Source organism: Pseudarcicella hirudinis (assembly GCF_900115665.1).
In the GTDB taxonomy this organism is placed as follows: Bacteria; Bacteroidota; Bacteroidia; order Cytophagales; family Spirosomataceae; genus Pseudarcicella; species Pseudarcicella hirudinis.
This window is the reverse complement of the sequence record NZ_FOXH01000005.1, coordinates 176,421-192,679: the sequence shown is the minus strand read 5'-3', so window position 1 is coordinate 192,679 and position 16,259 is coordinate 176,421. Positions and strand designations below refer to the sequence as shown.

The window sequence follows — 16,259 nt, the reverse complement described above, 5'->3', positions numbered from 1 at the left end:
ACCTTTCATTTCCATGATTCCTTCAATTATTAAGAAAATAGCAAAATCTGTGATTCCTCAACGCTATCTTTTTTTATTAAGAAGAAAAAGAGGTTTTAGCGAATACCAGAAAACAAAATCCTACAGGGAAATCAGACAGGGGGTAGAGCGGTTGTATTTTCAGGAAAATGCATTTTTGGAAGTTTTTTGGAAAACTGTAAGTATTGGCAAAGGGCCTTCTTTATCCCTGATTGTACTTGACGATGAAGTACTCAGGTTTGATTGTTTTGGACACAAAGAAGGACATTTTCATATCTCACTGACCACTTTTTACGATACGAAAAAGGATCGGATGTTTTTCTTCGAAAATAGCGTGGAAGAACAGATTCAGCGTACTTATTTTGAATTGACGAATAATCTTGATTACTATCTTCAAAGGAATAAAAGTAAGAAAATCAGACATTTCAAAATCGACAAATCTCTCCTGGAAACGGCTCTGAAAGAAGCCTGTAGAAAAATGCGTGAATTTCATAACCTGGTTCCGGATTTACAATAATGCGGAACACCATTTGACCAGCTCATACTTTAATCGGCCACACTAACTTTTTCAAGTGATTTATGGATTTTCAGCGATTCGATTAAAGCAGCGGAACCATACCAGGGATGTAATTCCATAATCAGTGTACCAGCCTTTACAGCAGGATCGGTTGAGGTAAGCTGTGTTGCTTCTTCTACCGATTCTAAATTAAAAATAAAGATTCCCCGGATTTCCTGATTATCCAGAAAAGGACCTGCCACAATTAGTTTACCCTCCTTAGCCAGCTTTATTATGTTTCTTAAATGCGCCATTTGAAGGTTCGCCCTTTCAGCAGAATCCTTAAGGCTGACCGTACCCTTTTTCAGGAAAGCCATTACGTATTTTTTCATACCGTATTGGTCTGCACCTAATTTTTTTGCCAATTCTGCATTGTATCCAGATTTTGCAGATTCTTTCTCTGTTTTCTGGCTCAGACCAGAAAATCCGCAACATAGTAGCAGGAAGAGAAAAATCAAAGATTTTTTCATATAAGTATGGAAATAAGGGTTTATCTTGTTGTCAGAAAATTCAGAAAGCAGTAAGCAATCTGTTTCAATTTACTTAAATTTTCAGAAATACCTAAATGATTATTTGCACGTTGAAATAGTATTTAAAAAACTATAACAGGTTTGTTAACAGCGTTTTGAAACGAAAAAATATGATTTAATACTTTGAGCCCGGTGATACTTTCTACCGCAATTGCCGGCCTTAAAATTCTCAATAAAATGACTCATTCAAAAGACAATATAACCCATACTCATGAGGACTCATGTTGTGCCTCAAAGGAAAAAATAACTTTGGTTTCTTCTCATAAGCATACCCATAATCATGAGCATGAGGGGCATGACCATGAGCACGGGCACAGTCATGAGGAATCTGAAGAAAGTTTGCTGAAAAGCCGTTGGACGTTATGGATGAGCTTGCTGATCGTTCTGACTTACCTCTTATTGAAATGGGGTTTTGGCATGGCATTTTCTCAAAATACAACTTTTGTTTTAATGGCAATTGCCTATCTGGGTGCCGGATATAAAACGGTTTGGAAAGCGTTAAAACTGATTGGAAATGCTAATTTATTTAATGAATTTACCTTAATGACCTTAGCAACTCTTGGGGCTTTTTACATCGGAGAATATACCGAAGGAGTTGCAGTGATGCTTTTTTATGAAATTGGTGAATTATTTCAGGATTTGGCAGTGAATCGTTCCAAAAAGTCAATCAAAGCTTTACTGGATGTCCGTCCTGAAAAAGTTGCGCTGAAAAAGGCCGGAAACTTTGTGGATGTCAACCCTCAGGAAGTGAAGGTCGGAGATATTATTCAGGTAAAATCCGGTGAAAAAGTAGCTTTAGACAGTATCCTGCTTTCAGATTCAGCTGTTTTTAATACCGCAGCTTTAACCGGAGAATCCCGTCCTGATTCTAAGAAAGCCGGAGAGGAGGTTTTTGCCGGAATGATCAGTATCGACCAGGTTTGTGAATTGCAGGTAACAACTTTGTTTAAGGATTCAAAATTGTCCAGGATTCTGGAAATGGTGCAGGATGCTACAGCCAGAAAAGCCCCGACACAGCTTTTTATCAGCCGTTTTGCTAAAATTTATACCCCGATTGTGTTTTTCCTGGCTTTAGGAATTACCGTTTTGCCTTATTTTTTTGTTACAAACTATGTATTCAATGAATGGCTTTACCGGGGAATGGTTTTTCTGGTAATTTCCTGTCCGTGTGCGTTGACAATTTCTATTCCATTAGGCTATTTCGGAGGAATCGGGCTGGCTTCCAGAAATGGTATTTTATTCAAAGGTTCTAACTTTTTGGACGTCGTTACCAAACTTACTGCGGTAGTGATGGATAAAACCGGAACACTTACCAAAGGTGTTTTTAAGGTGCAGAAGATTGATAGTCAGATAGATGAAAAATTATTTATTCAGTATATGGCCTCATTGGAAAGTGTTTCTACACATCCGGTTGCAAAGGCTGTAGTTAGTTATGCAGACAAAGAATCATTGCTGAAACCTGCTGATGTCAAAGAAATTTCAGGGCAGGGATTGAGCGGAAAGATTGATAATCATGAAGTTCTGGCCGGAAATGCCAAATTAATGCATGCTTTCCGGATTGAAATTCCCGAAAGTATTAACCAGATTCCGGAAACAGTTGTAATCGGTGCTATTGATGGCAAATATGCAGGTTTTATCATCATTGCGGATGAACCTAAGGAGGATGCTGCAAATGCCGTTTCTGAAATGAGAAAGCTTGGCTTGAAAACGGTTATGCTTTCAGGAGATAAGTCGGCAGTTGTTCAGAAAGTGGCGGAATCCTTAAAACTGGAAACTGCTTACGGAGATTTGTTACCGGAAGATAAAGTCAATAAAGTACAGGAATTAAAAGATAAAGGATATCAGGTGGCTTTTGTAGGAGATGGACTGAATGATGCTCCCGTAATAGCACTGGCTGATGTAGGCATTGCAATGGGTGGTTTGGGTTCGGATGCCACGATTGAAACCGCAGATGTTGTCATTCAGAATGATCAGCCGCATAAGATTGTTTCGGCGATTAAAATCGGAAAAATTACCCGTTCGGTCGTCTGGCAAAATATCATTCTTGCCATGTCTGTCAAATTAATCGTTCTGATTGCAGGTGCAGGAGGATTAGCGACTTTATGGGAAGCTGTTTTTGCTGATGTGGGAGTCGCTTTGCTGGCAATCCTTAATGCCTACAGAATACAAGGCAAAGAAGTTTAGATCGGAAATAAATAAAAAAGCCTCTCCCGGGATACCCGGAAGAGGCTTAATTTTTACCTTTGGAAAGCGCTTACCAATAACCTGTTACATCTCCCGGGCTGAAAGTAATTCAGCAATTAGAAAAATTCCCCTTTTAAAAAAATCCTAAACAGAAAGACTTCTCAGCCGAAGGAGACGTAACAGGTTATTGGTAATGTACAACGTATCTTATATGATTTCAGCATTGGCCGCTTCTCTGATTTTCTCAGTAGCAGCAATCATATTTTTCAGGGCAGCTTCGGTTTCAGCCCAATGTCTGGTTTTTAGTCCGCAATCAGGATTTACCCAAAGATTTCTTGCAGGAATGACATTCAATGCCTTTTCCAGCAGGAATACAATTTCATCTATGCTCGGTACTCTCGGAGAGTGGATGTCATAAACTCCCGGCCCGATTTCATTCGGATATTTAAAATCAGCAAAAGCATCCAGTAATTCCATTTGAGAACGTGAGGTTTCAATGGTAATAACATCTGCATCCATTGCTGCAATATGCTGAATAATATCATTAAATTCTGAGTAACACATATGAGTATGAATCTGCGTTTCATTTCTTACTCCGGCAGCACTCAGCCGGAATGCTTTAACGGCCCAGTCAAGATAATTAGCCCAGTCTGCTTTTCTCAAAGGTAAACCTTCACGAATGGCAGGTTCATCAATCTGAATTACTTTAATTCCGGCTTTTTCAAGGTCAGTTACTTCATCTCTGATGGCTAGCGCAATCTGATAAGCAGTAGTCTGACGAGGCTGGTCATCTCTTACAAAAGACCATTGCAAAATAGTTACCGGACCTGTCAGCATACCTTTCATCAACTTATCGGTTTTGGATTGCGCATAACCTGACCATTTTACAGTCATTGGATTCGGACGCTCAACATCACCGTAAATTACTGGAGGTTTTACGCAGCGGCTGCCATAACTTTGTACCCAGCCGTTTTGTGTAAATACATAACCTGAAAGCTGCTCTCCGAAATATTCAACCATATCGTTGCGCTCGAATTCCCCGTGAACCAGTACATCAATGCCGATTTCTTCCTGCCACGTAATAGATTTCTCAATGGCTTCTGCAATTTTAGCGTCATAATCCGCCTGAGAAAGTTCGCCTTTTTTAAGATTGGCACGTAATTGTCTTACCTCATCTGTCTGAGGAAAAGATCCGATGGTGGTTGTAGGGAAAAGGGGCAGTTTTAAGGCCTCCAATTGAATTTCCTGACGGATAGAAAAAGTACTTTCTCTGTCAAAATCCTTTTCTTTAATTGCGGAAACCCTGTTTTTTACTTCAGATTTATGAATAAGTTTAGAGGAGCGACGGCTTTCAATGGCAAGATGGTTATCCGTTAACTGTCTTGCAAAATCCTTGAAAGTTTTTGGGTCGGCAAGTTTGCTTAAAATGACCACTTCGTCAAGTTTTTGTTTGGCAAATGCCATCCAGTTCTTAATTTCAGGACTTAAAACTTCTTCATTTTTTTCAAGATCAAGGTCACACGGACTATGAAGTAATGAACATGAAGGTGCAATCATCACGCGATCTTCCCCCAGTGCATCAACCGCTTTTTGAATAAGACCTAATGATTTGGTATAGTCATTTTTCCAGATGTTTCTTCCGTCAACAACTCCTAACGAAAGGATTTTGTCTGATTTAATGAAATCGGTATTTTCAAGAATATCTCCTAATTGTGATGGACAACGAACCAGGTCAACATGAAGACAGTCAATCGGCAAAGTAGTGGAAACATGGATGTTTTCACCTGAGCATTCAAAATATGTTGCTACCAATAGCTTCAATTCCGGAACAGCTTTTCTGATTTTTGCATAAGCCTGCTGGAATACGATTTGTTCGTCCTCTGTAAGGTCCAGTGTTAAACAAGGTTCATCCAATTGTACCCAGGTAGCGCCTCTTAAAGCCAGATCTTCCAGAACTTCAATATAAACCGTAAGGAGGTTATCAAGTAATGAAATTCTTGAGAAGCCAGCCTCTTTTTCTTTGCCCAGCAGCAAGAATGAAACTGGTCCGACCAATACTGGTTTGGTGACGATTCCCATTTGTTTGGCATCTTCAAACTCTACGATAATTTTGTCTGAATAGCGTTGGAAACGTTGATTTTTTACAAATTCAGGGACGATATAGTGGTAATTTGTATCGAACCACTTGGTCATTTCCATTGCTTTGATATCGATACCATCTTTCTGAACACCTCTTGCCATAGCAAAGAAAATATCCAGTTCACGATTTGACTTTCCATCAATCAAAGCATGATAACGATCAGGAATTGCACCGACTAACAAAGCGGTATCCAGTACGTGGTCATAAAATGAAAAATCATTTGAAGGAATCAATTCAATTCCGGCTTCAGCCTGTGTTTGCCAGTTCTGACGGCGAATCTGACGGGCGTTTCTGATGAGCTCGTCTTTTGAGATTTTTCCTGCCCAGAACTGTTCACTGGCACGTTTTAATTCTCTTTTGCTTCCGATACGTGGATAGCCTAAATTGTGAGTTAACATTGAATTTGGTGTTAAAGATTTGAAAAATGAAACACCCCATTACCTTTTTGCGGCAGTAATGGACATACAGATCCTTCCTGTGTATGATTAGAGAATCATACAAAAGCACGAAAACAAGGAAATAAAATCTGTAAAATCAATGCGTGATTCTAACCCTATGCGTGAGAGTAAAATCATTGAGAATTCAGGCAAGTCTCCTGACTTATAACATCTTTACCGCCCTTCTCATCCTTTTAAAAGACAATGGGCATTTTTGGAAAAGATTAGTTTTCTTTCAAAAACAGTTATTTACAGTAGCACGTCTGTTCGTGAATTTCACACGATTCCTTTTTTAATTTATTGCGTTAAACCAAATAACACAACAAAACCTGAAATCCGATTGACGGGTGTTCCTAAGAACGAAACAAAGGTAGTGAGAAAAGAAGATTTGAGTAAATGGGTTTACTGTATAAATGTTTAAAATTGGTTGTTTTATCTAAAAAATTATTTTTAGTAATTTATTTTATCTTTTATATGTGTTCAAATAGGAATTTATATCTTTCTGAAAAAAAATAAAAAAGAATGGAATATCAGTACTCGTAATAAATGATCGTTTTTTAAGCCAGAACCTGAAAAAGATTTATCGGATAAATTATCTTCAGATTCAGGTTCCGACAGGATTTTTAGCATTGCGTGCTTAAAAAATAGATAGCTCCGTTCTGGTTGTCAGCAATTCGAGTGTTTTCATTCCTTTTGTCGAATTACCTTTTTTGTTCAATTTCGGACTCCAGACAGCGATGCTGTATTTATCGGGATGAATAGCAACAATTCCGCCACCCACTCCGCTTTTACCGGGAAGTCCTACTTTAAAAGAGAACTCACCAGCCTCATCATAAAACCCGCAGGTTTGCATAATGGCGTTTACCCGTTTCGATTGACTTCTGCTGACAATGCATTCACCGGTTCCGGTTAAGGTTCCATGATTGGCAAAAAGCAGGAACGTTCTGGCTAATTCCTTGCAGGTCATTTCTATGGAGCAAAGATGAAAATAGAAGTCGAGCACGGTCTCCGGATCATTCTTGATATTCCCGAACGACTTCATAAAATTGATTAGTGCTGTATTTCTGAAGCCTGTCTCTTTCTCAGAATTGGCCACAGCCGTGTTATACTGTATTTCATCAGAACCACTGATTTTCCTGATAAAACTGAGATAATCAGCTTTTGGGTTAACCAGATTGCTCACCAGAATATCTGAAATAACCAGTGCACCTGAATTAATCAGAGGATTTCTCGGAATACCGTTCTCTGTTTCTAACTGGATCAGAGAGTTGAAAGGATTTCCGGAAGGTTCCACACCTACACGTTCCCAGAGTTTATCTCCCATCATTGAGAAAGCCAGCGTAAGAGAAAGCACTTTTGAAATACTCTGAATAGAGAATTTCTCATTGCTGTCGCCCATTGCATAATTTCCCTCGTTCAGGCAACACAAATGAATCCCGAATTTCTCAGGATTTACTTTTGCCAATTGCGGAATATAATTGGCTACATTTCCCTCGTAATCAATATTGGCGATTTCTTCATAAATATCGCTTAATATTAATTGGTAATTTATTTGCTCTAAAAGACACATGGCAAAATTGTAAAGAATTTTTAAAGAACAAAATTCCCCTTAATTTCCTGAATTAACAATCCGTGCTCAGAATAATATCGATAAATTATTTTCACTGAGAAGTATAAAAAGCTAAATTCAGGAAATCCTTTAAATCCATTTAATTTTCAAAAATGAAATACCTGAAATGTTTAACAATTAGTCTTGCTGTATTGATTTCGAACAATCTTTACGGGCAAAATATTCAAAAAAGTAAAGCCTCTCTCAAGGGAGAGAGTTTCAGCTTTTATTACAGGCTTCCGGCAGAAAAAACAGAGGGAATACTTGTTTTGCTGCCTGGCTGGGGTGAAAGTCCGCAGAGTATTTTCAAAAAAACAGAACTTCCTGCTGTTTTGGCACAAAGAGGATATTTGACCGTCGTCCCGGAACTCAAAAGAACACTTTTTGCGGATGATTTTCAGTTGGCAGAAATTGATCTGATGATAAGTATGCTGAAAGAAAAACATAGTTTGGGGGCGATTCCATTGGTAATAGGAGGGCTTTCTGCCGGAGGCTCAGTGGCAATAGGTTATGCAGAGTATTTACTTTCAGAAGGAAAGAATTCGGGGCTGAAAGCAGTTTTTGTCATCGATCCTCCTTTGGATTTGGAAAGAATGTACATTTCTTCCGAAAGAAAAATAAAATATGCCTGTCTGGGATTGGTACAAAAAGAAGGTGTTTTTATCAAAAATTACCTGGAAAATGCCCTCGGTGGTTCTCCGGTTTCAAAACCGGATGAATACCTGAAGCGATCTTCTTTTTCCGCAAATGCTGTTGACGGAGGACGGGCAAAATTTCTGAAAAATATACCAGTCAGATTATATGCAGAACCTGATCTTGAATTTGTACGAAAAACCTATTGCTCTGATCTTCAGTTTGATGATATAAATGCGACTGATCTTGAAAAGTTAAATAAATTTCTTCAGCAAGCCGGGAATACGAGATCTGAGTATATAGCTACAAAAGGGAAAGGTTTTCATTCCTGGAATATTCCTGAAGCAAAAGACTGTGCAGACTGGATATTGAAATCCGGGAACCAGCAGCATTGAAATGAAGTAAAACTGCGCTGAGGGTTTCTGAGTGGAAAGAGTTCTTTTCCCATAATCGTTAGAAAAGAGATTGGTTAAAATTACATTTATTCTGGATTTAGTTTTATATTAATGTGTATTATTCCTTATTTTGTGATCCGATCCGGAGATATTTAATTGAAAAAGGATACCAACATATCAAATCCCGAACATCCTTACGATGAACTTTGGACCCGCTTCAGAACTGGAGATGAAGTGGCCTTTGAAGAAATTTATCAGACTCATGTGGGCATTTTATACAATTACGGCTTTCATATTGTTGCAAATGCCTGGTTAGTTCAGGAAGCTATTCAGGATCTTTTCGCTGATTTATGGAGAAGCCGGCATGCTCTTTCCGATACCACTTCTGTTAAATACTACCTGTTCAGGTCATTGCGCAGGAAACTGCACAGGATGATAAGCGCTGAGCAAAGCTATACAGAAATATGCGAAGATGATAAATCTTATGAAATGCCTCAAACCAACTCCTTCGAAACAGATCATATTGCGGAGGAGAATCAGTTTGAGCAGATCCGAAAGCTTCAGATTTCAATGGCCGGGCTCCCGGCAAGGCAACTCGAAGTAATCAGACTTCGCTTCTTTGATGAGTTCAGTTTGGAGGAAATAGCCTCTATTATGCAAATGAACGAGCAGTCTGTCAGAAACCTTATTCAACGCTCTATCCGGAAACTCAGACAATCTTTTGTCGGAATCCCTATTACCTTTTTCTTCCTTTTTCACTTTTTTTTCTAAAAAAAGCTTTTCAGGTGAGTTAAAAGCAAAGAAGCTGTCTTTGGAACTTTTGAAGGCATAAAATTTGTATTTAAGCTCCACCAAACATGAATTATTTAAACTTTAATGTAGAAGATTTTTTACTTGACCAAAAGTTTCTGGATTGGGTAAAAAGAGGTCAGGATGACTCATTTTGGCAGGAATTTCAATTGAAATTCCCGGAAAAGAAAGCTGAAATGGAAAAAGCCAGAATTGTCATTCTGGCGGGGTCCGGTCTTTCTTATACCGAACCTGGTCAGGAGGTCAGGAATGCGATGTGGGAGAATATTCAGGCTCAGATGAATGATGAAACCCGGGAGACTAAACCGGGTAAAATGATTCTGTTCAGAAACTGGCGTTGGGCAGCGGCTGCGGTTTTATTGGCAGGTTGTATCATTGGCTGGCAATTGAAAATCAATTGGGGAAGTACTGATAAGGTTACTTATGAAAACCTGATTTCCTATGCCCAAACCTCATCATTTGTAGAAAAAGTTAATGATTCTGAAAAACCCTTACTGATTAATCTGCCTGACGGCAGTTCTGTTTTACTGCAAAAAGCTGGAAAGTTAAGCTATGACACTAAGATGTTTGGTGGTGAAAAAAGGGAAGTGTACCTCTCAGGTGAAGCATTTTTTGAAGTAACGAAGAATCCTGCAAAACCCTTTTTTGTATATGCCAATGAATTGATTACCAAGGTTTTGGGGACAAGCTTTACCGTAAAGGCTTTTCCTGATGAAAAACAGATTGAAGTATTGGTGAAAACCGGAAGAGTTTCTGTCTTTACCCGTAAAGATCCTTTTAAAAATCGTAAGTTAAGTAATCGGGAACTTGAAGGAATTGTACTTGCACCAAATCAGCAGATTACGCTTGAAAGGACTGAATTACGTCTGTCCCGCAGCCTGGTGCAGGAACCTCAGATGCTAACAATGGCTGCCCAGCAATTTTCATTTGATTTTGATGATGCTCCTGCTGCAAAAGTGATTGATTTGATTGAGAAAGCTTATGGCGTTGATATTATTTATGACGAAGATCTATTGGCGAACTGCAAACTGACAGCTCATTTAAATGATGAACCTTTGAATGATAAAATCAGGCTGATATGTGAAGGGCTGGAAGCTCATTACGAAATTATTGATGCGCAGATTGTGATTACTTCAAAAGGATGTGGCAGATAGGATTAGCTTAATACTGTAATTAAAAAGAATGAATAAAAAGTACCTTAAAATCCAAACAAATAATATATGAAGAAAAATTACGTGAATAGCCCTTAACTCCACAAAATATGGTCAATGATGCGGCCACATCACTGACCATTCGCTTCTCTTTCTGTCGGTAAAGACGCCCGCCAAAGCGGGTGCGTGGGAAGCTGTTTGTCAAATTTTAACAACTTAACAAAATCTATCAAATGTATGAAAAATCGTTTACAATTCCATGATTTAGCCCATAAGTTCATGAGGATAACCATTTTCCAGTTATTGATGTGCACGGTCTTTATTAATGTTTCATTTGGAAGTGAAACAAACGCACAGGACATACTTAATAAAAACATTACGCTGAATCTTGAAGATCAGCCGGTAAAGACTGTTTTGAATCAGCTTGAGAAATTATCTGAGGCACAATTTCTGTACAGTTCCAGTCTGATTCAGGTAAACCGTAAGGTAAATATTAATGTAAATAACAAACCGCTTGGTGAGGTACTGAATACTTTACTCAGACCATTACGTCTCAATTATAAACTTTCAGGCAAACAGATTATATTGAACCGGACAGAAGATAATGCCGAGGAACCCTCCCCAAACGAGCAAAACATCTCAGGCGTGGTAAGGGATGAAAAAGGTGAGGCGATGCCCGGGGTCAATATTGTTATAAAAGGAACAGCGAAAGGAATTGTCACTGATGCAAATGGACAATTCAGAATAAATATACCCTCCAATAATGCAGTTTTGGTAATCAGTTTTGTCGGATACGAAAAACAGGAAGTTTTAGTAGGAAACAAAACTAATCTTACGATTACCTTGAAAACCTACATTAATGCAATGGAAGAAGTTATTGTTGTGGGCTATGGTACTCAGACAAAAGCGAGCTTAACCAGTGCTGTATCTACGGTGAATGCCAGAGAAATGGTAAATATTCCTGCTTCCAACTTATCAAATATTTTGGCGGGGAGGGCTTCGGGTGTATATGTACAATCAGCTACGGGGATTCCGGGTCAAACGTCTAGTGTTCGGATTCGTGCTGCTTCATCCTGGAATGCCGCACCTCCTTTGTTTGTTATCGACGGAGTTATCAGAGACCAGAGTGCATTTGATGCTTTAGACCCCAGTCAGATCGAAAGTCTGAGCATTTTAAAAGATGCCTCTTCTACAGCTATTTATGGTTCACGGGCATCAAATGGAGTATTACTGGTAACCACAAAAATTGGTAAAAGCGGGAAAACGCAGGTGCAATTTACTTCAGTGGCGGTGTTAAATAGTCAGCCGGCAAAACAGTTTGAGTATATGCCTTTACTTAAATCGGCCGATATTGTTAACAGTTTGTATGCCCCGACTGTAAAATACAATGATTATGACAAACAGTGGATCGCTAAAAATAATCCTGATGGCAGAATTTATTTTAATGAGGTTTATCAAAATCCTTTTTCCCAAAAGCATAGTTTAAATGTTTCGGGAGGTAGTGATAATGTCAACTATTTTATCGGGGGCAATTATTATGATGAAAAAGGCTTTTTGCCAAATATGACAAGTGATAGATACGACATACGTGGCAAAGTTTCGGCCAAGCTGAATAAAGATTTAACAGTAGGTGTAAACCTGAATTTCAATAATTTCAATCGACAGTCAATTGCAGCATCTCTTGCTTCCCAGACAGATTTGTCCGGGTTTTATGAAAAGTTATTTTATTTGGGTGGAGGTACTGCTCCGGCTTATATTGATGGCAAACCGGTAGATCCGGGCTGGTTGGGGGGCAATCCTATTGAAGTTATGCGAAAAGGAGGATATGTCAAATCCAATAATCAGCAGATAGATGCCTTATTAACAGCAGAGTATAAAGTCCCATTTATAGATGGACTTACGGTTAAAATGCTGTATAGCAATAATACTGTCTATAGTTTTTCAAAATCATTTGCTCAAAAGGTAACGCTGTATAAATTTAAACCGGATCCGAATTCTGTCGCCGGAGTGTTTACAAATGAAGTTACAGGCACTGTTGAAAGCGGTTCTCCATCCTCAGCTTATATTGAAAACACCAATGGAAAGAGGACTTCTTATCAGTTGAATGGAATAATGACTTATGATAAAAAGATTAACGAACATACCATAAATGTTTTAGCTGGTTACGAGCAGTCAGAAGGTTATTATACTTATTCTTCCATTAATAAGCAAAACTTTCCGTATTACACAACCGATCAGTTTGCTTTTACAAGTTCAGTAGCAGGGGATACGAAGGCAACAGGATATGAAGCTTATTTACCTAGCCGGATGTCTTATATCGGAAGGATTAATTATGATTACGATGGAAAATATTTAGCGTCCTTTTCTGCACGTCAGGATGGTTCCAGCAATTTTGCGCCAGACAAACGCTGGGGCTTCTTTCCTTCTGCTTCGGCAGCCTGGGTAATTTCAAAGGAATCTTTCTTTGAAAATCTGGACAAAAAATCAATGATAGATCTTCTGAAACTACGTGTTTCATATGGGACTACAGGTAATGACCCTTCTTTCAATTATTTATGGAAGGAGCTTTATAACGCATCTACTACTTCCTATGCAGTTGGTGACCCGGTAGGAAATTCGAGTATGGTAGCATATAATGGTATTTCTAATCCAAATTATACCTGGGAAACATCAAAATCTTTCAATTTAGGTATGGATGTCAATTTCCTCAAACACTGGAACCTTACCGCAGAATATTGGACAAAGAATACCTATGATATTTTAGGTAAACGTTTGTTAAATCTACCAGTTGAATTTGGTGCAACATACCCTCCTGAAAATTATGGTAAAATGAATGCAGAAGGTTTTGAAATAGAGTTAGGTTATAAGCGGGCAAAATTATTTAAAGGATTTGAGATGAATGTTTCTGCCAATTTAGGACTGGCTACCACCAAGGTGATTCAGATAGATGCTCCTTCCAATAGCTTGCCGGCTGAAGATCCTAATGGTAAAGCACTCAATGCAATGGTTGGTTATAATGCTACCGGAATCCTTAGAAATCAAAGAGATGTGGATAATCTACCTGCAAACTATACCATATTCGGAGCTAAACCTGAATTAGGAATGATGAATTTTCAGGATGTTTCAGGGCCAAATGGAAAGCCTGACGGGAAAATTGATAATTATGACAGAATAGTGATAGCCCAATATGGTAATATGGGGAATACAGCTGCCAGCTATAATGGCAATGGTACGTTTGGATCGAATAATGCGCCAATTTCATTTGGTTTAAATCTGAATTTTAACTACAAAGGATTTTCTCTTGATATGCTTTGGGGAGGATTAGGTGGTTACAAAATTCTTTATAATGATCCTTGGGGAAGAAGTTTCCCGGGCTTGGTTGCACCAACTTATTATGATAATGCTTGGACTCCGCAAAATCCGGATGGAACAGCCCCTAAAATCTTCAGATCAGGAGATCCGAGAGAAAACGGCTACAAAGTAGCATCAACCTACAATATCTATGACGCCACTTTTGTAAGATTGAAAAACGTGCAGCTTTCCTATGACCTGAAAAATTTAATCAAAGGAAAGGTAGGAATTAAGTCGGCAAACGTATTCATCGGAGCTACTAACCTGCTCACTATTACCGGATTTAAATATTACGATCCTGAAACATTTTCAGGTTCAAGCTATCCTGTGATGCGAACGGTGAATACAGGGATCAATTTCCAGTTTTAATTATTTATGTATTATTTAAATGCTATATAAATGAAAAATATTTTTTCAATCATAATAGGACTTACCATAGCATTTTCAATGCTATTCAGTAGTTGTCGTACCAATATATTGGATAATCAGCCATTAAATACGCTGGATGAAGCACAAATCTGGAGCTCCCCGACAGCTGCAACCGCATTTTTAGATACTGTATATTATAACCTCATGCCGGGTATGGCTTATGGCACCGGTAATCCCGGAGGTTGTTCCAAAGCTATGAATAACTGGTTCTGGAGCTGGGATGCAAATACGAATCTTGTGCAGTATAGTACCTATACCGGTACCGACGAAGCAGCTCCCACAGACATGGAAACATCAAGGTATCTGTTAGGGACTGCTACCTACGACTGGCTTGAAAATTATGACAGAGCCGATGTTTCGGAAGGCTGGGCTGTAAAAACTTACGGAAGTATCCGAAGTATCAATCAGGTTTTGGCAAAAATTGACAAAGCTACTTTTGATGAAGGAAATAAAAAAGCAATAAAAGGACAAGCCTTGTTTTTCAGAGCCTGGGCTTATCATTCATTGGTAAAAGATGTAGGAGGTATGCCTTTAATTATGGAACCTCAGCCTGTAGGTGATTTGTCTTCTATTCAAAAACCCCGTAACAAAACTTCTGAATGTGTGACACAAATCCTGAAGGATTTAGATGATGCTATTGCCATATTACCAGATAGCTGGAGTGGAAAAGATGCTGGTCGTATAGACAAAGGTGCGGCGATGGCTTTTAAAGGAAGAGTATTGTTATTTTATGCCAGTCCTTTATTTAATGGTTTAAATGGTGTGGCAACATGGCAAAAAGCCTATGATGCCAATTTAGCAGCAAAGAATTATTTAGATTCAAGAGGAAAAGGTTTATATCCGGTTTTTGGTAAAATCTGGGAAGATGAAATGAACAGAGAGGTAATCATGGTAAGACGATTTAACTATCCTGAATCTTTTTATCCGGCACCGGGTTTCATTCCATTATTTGCTTCGGCTGATGACTGGGAATCTGATTGTCCTTCCTGGGAGTTGTTAAAAGCATTTCCGATGAAAGATGGTTCTGCATACAACCCAGTTACAACAGCTGATTATCAAAAATATTTTCTAAATCGGGATGACAGATTTTATGCGACAGTTTTGTATAACGGAGCTCCTGTAATGTGGGGTTCAAAATGGCAGAAAATGAATGTGTATAATTGGTCTTTCTTACAATATGGACAGATTGATGCAAACAATAATGCGCTGGATAAGAGCAACGGGAAATATAAAAATGACTTAAACCAGTCATGGTCAGGGCTCACAGAGTTCTCACCCAATTGTACTTACAGAGCCAAGGGTATAGATAAAACGGCTCCTGATGCGCTCCATACAGCTACTGACTGGCCTGAAATAAGATATGCCGAAGTATTATTAAATCTCGCTGAAGCTGCTTTTGAATCAGGAAAGGGTTCCGAGGCGCTGAACTATTTAACACCTATCCGGCAACGGGCAGGCATAAGCTCTGGCACAGGGAATTATGGTATCAATACTTCAGATTTACGCAAGGCCATTCGTGATGAAAGATTTGTAGAGTTAGCTTTCGAAAACAAACGCTGGGATGATTTACGTCGCTGGAAAGCCTTTGATTATTTAAGATCACTGGGGAAAAGACATGGATTTGCTATTATTTTAAAACCTGATGCCTCTTTGCCGGGAAAACTGGATGATATTAATCAGCCCGCTGTTTATTCCAAATTTTCATGCACCGTAGTAAATGGAGATAAAGCACCAATTAATATCCAGGATAACCAGTATTTGTTTGGATTGCCTTACAGCATTTTACAGCGTAACCCTAAATTACAGCAAAATAACAATTGGGGAGGTAGCTTTGATCCGTTTCAATAAATATCATTTTATCCTTATGAGGGTTTCTTTTATGATAAATGATTTTTGAAGTAATTGAATTATTGGTCTGGTGTCCTTCAGACTGACCGGTTCTGTATCTGTTATAAAAAGTATAAACCCCGGAGTAAGTTAATTTTAGCTTACTCCGGGGTTTGCGTTTAGAATTAG

At 38.7% G+C, this 16,259-nt stretch carries 10 protein-coding genes and 1 riboswitch; of the genes, 7 read left to right on the top strand and 3 right to left on the bottom strand.

Annotated features, from left to right (window positions below):
* Window positions 1-13 precede the first annotated feature (13 nt).
* On the top strand, window positions 14-535 hold the full coding sequence (locus BM179_RS10785) for a hypothetical protein (protein ID WP_092016617.1): 522 nt from the start codon (window positions 14-16) through the stop codon (window positions 533-535).
* Between the two features lie 29 nt (window positions 536-564).
* On the opposite strand, the gene BM179_RS10780 is transcribed toward BM179_RS10785, so the two are convergent.
* Window positions 565-1,044 (bottom strand): YciI family protein, encoded by a 480-nt coding sequence (locus tag BM179_RS10780; protein ID WP_092016615.1) that lies wholly within the window; start codon window positions 1,042-1,044, stop codon window positions 565-567.
* A gap of 237 nt (window positions 1,045-1,281) precedes the next feature.
* Here BM179_RS10780 and BM179_RS10775 point away from each other — a divergent pair, with 237 nt between their 5' ends.
* Window positions 1,282-3,288, top strand: a complete 2,007-nt coding sequence (locus BM179_RS10775) for a heavy metal translocating P-type ATPase (RefSeq protein WP_092017048.1) — start codon at window positions 1,282-1,284, stop codon at window positions 3,286-3,288.
* Between the two features lie 207 nt (window positions 3,289-3,495).
* On the opposite strand, the gene metE is transcribed toward BM179_RS10775, so the two are convergent.
* Window positions 3,496-5,826, bottom strand: a complete 2,331-nt coding sequence (metE, locus tag BM179_RS10770; protein WP_092016614.1) for a 5-methyltetrahydropteroyltriglutamate--homocysteine S-methyltransferase — start codon at window positions 5,824-5,826, stop codon at window positions 3,496-3,498.
* A gap of 170 nt (window positions 5,827-5,996) precedes the next feature.
* Window positions 5,997-6,213: riboswitch (cobalamin riboswitch) on the bottom strand.
* Window positions 6,214-6,502: 289 nt separating this feature from the next.
* A complete protein-coding gene (locus tag BM179_RS10765) occupies window positions 6,503-7,435 on the bottom strand; it encodes a glutaminase (RefSeq protein WP_229632937.1) in 933 nt (310 codons plus the stop codon).
* 152 nt (window positions 7,436-7,587) lie between these two features.
* Between BM179_RS10765 and BM179_RS10760 the strand changes: the two genes are divergently transcribed.
* The 5 genes from BM179_RS10760 to BM179_RS10740 all read left to right on the top strand — a co-directional run bounded on the left by BM179_RS10760 (window position 7,588) and on the right by BM179_RS10740 (window position 16,091).
* Window positions 7,588-8,502, top strand: a complete 915-nt coding sequence (locus tag BM179_RS10760) for an alpha/beta hydrolase (protein WP_092016612.1) — start codon at window positions 7,588-7,590, stop codon at window positions 8,500-8,502.
* 156 nt (window positions 8,503-8,658) lie between these two features.
* Window positions 8,659-9,273 (top strand): RNA polymerase sigma factor, encoded by a 615-nt coding sequence (locus tag BM179_RS10755; protein WP_092016610.1) that lies wholly within the window; start codon window positions 8,659-8,661, stop codon window positions 9,271-9,273.
* An 86-nt stretch (window positions 9,274-9,359) separates the two neighbouring features.
* Complete coding sequence (locus BM179_RS10750; protein WP_092016608.1) at window positions 9,360-10,466, top strand: FecR family protein; 1,107 nt, start codon at window positions 9,360-9,362, stop codon at window positions 10,464-10,466.
* A 234-nt stretch (window positions 10,467-10,700) separates the two neighbouring features.
* A complete protein-coding gene (locus BM179_RS10745; protein WP_092016606.1) occupies window positions 10,701-14,183 on the top strand; it encodes a TonB-dependent receptor in 3,483 nt (1,160 codons plus the stop codon).
* A 30-nt stretch (window positions 14,184-14,213) separates the two neighbouring features.
* Window positions 14,214-16,091 (top strand): RagB/SusD family nutrient uptake outer membrane protein, encoded by a 1,878-nt coding sequence (locus BM179_RS10740; RefSeq protein WP_092016603.1) that lies wholly within the window; start codon window positions 14,214-14,216, stop codon window positions 16,089-16,091.
* Window positions 16,092-16,259 lie beyond the last annotated feature (168 nt).

Excerpts from the sequence above, each read along its gene's own strand:
- metE (WP_092016614.1), bottom strand. The coding sequence starts at position 5,826 with ATGTTAACTCACAATTTAGGCTATCCACGTATCGGAAGCAAAAGAGAA.
- BM179_RS10780 (WP_092016615.1), bottom strand. The coding sequence starts at position 1,044 with ATGAAAAAATCTTTGATTTTTCTCTTCCTGCTACTATGTTGCGGATTT.
- BM179_RS10760 (WP_092016612.1), top strand. The coding sequence starts at position 7,588 with ATGAAATACCTGAAATGTTTAACAATTAGTCTTGCTGTATTGATTTCG.
- BM179_RS10785 (WP_092016617.1), top strand. The coding sequence starts at position 14 with ATGATTCCTTCAATTATTAAGAAAATAGCAAAATCTGTGATTCCTCAA.
- BM179_RS10775 (WP_092017048.1), top strand. The coding sequence starts at position 1,282 with ATGACTCATTCAAAAGACAATATAACCCATACTCATGAGGACTCATGT.
- BM179_RS10750 (WP_092016608.1), top strand. The coding sequence starts at position 9,360 with ATGAATTATTTAAACTTTAATGTAGAAGATTTTTTACTTGACCAAAAG.
- BM179_RS10740 (WP_092016603.1), top strand. The coding sequence starts at position 14,214 with ATGAAAAATATTTTTTCAATCATAATAGGACTTACCATAGCATTTTCA.
- BM179_RS10745 (WP_092016606.1), top strand. The coding sequence starts at position 10,701 with ATGAAAAATCGTTTACAATTCCATGATTTAGCCCATAAGTTCATGAGG.
- BM179_RS10765 (WP_229632937.1), bottom strand. The coding sequence starts at position 7,435 with ATGTGTCTTTTAGAGCAAATAAATTACCAATTAATATTAAGCGATATT.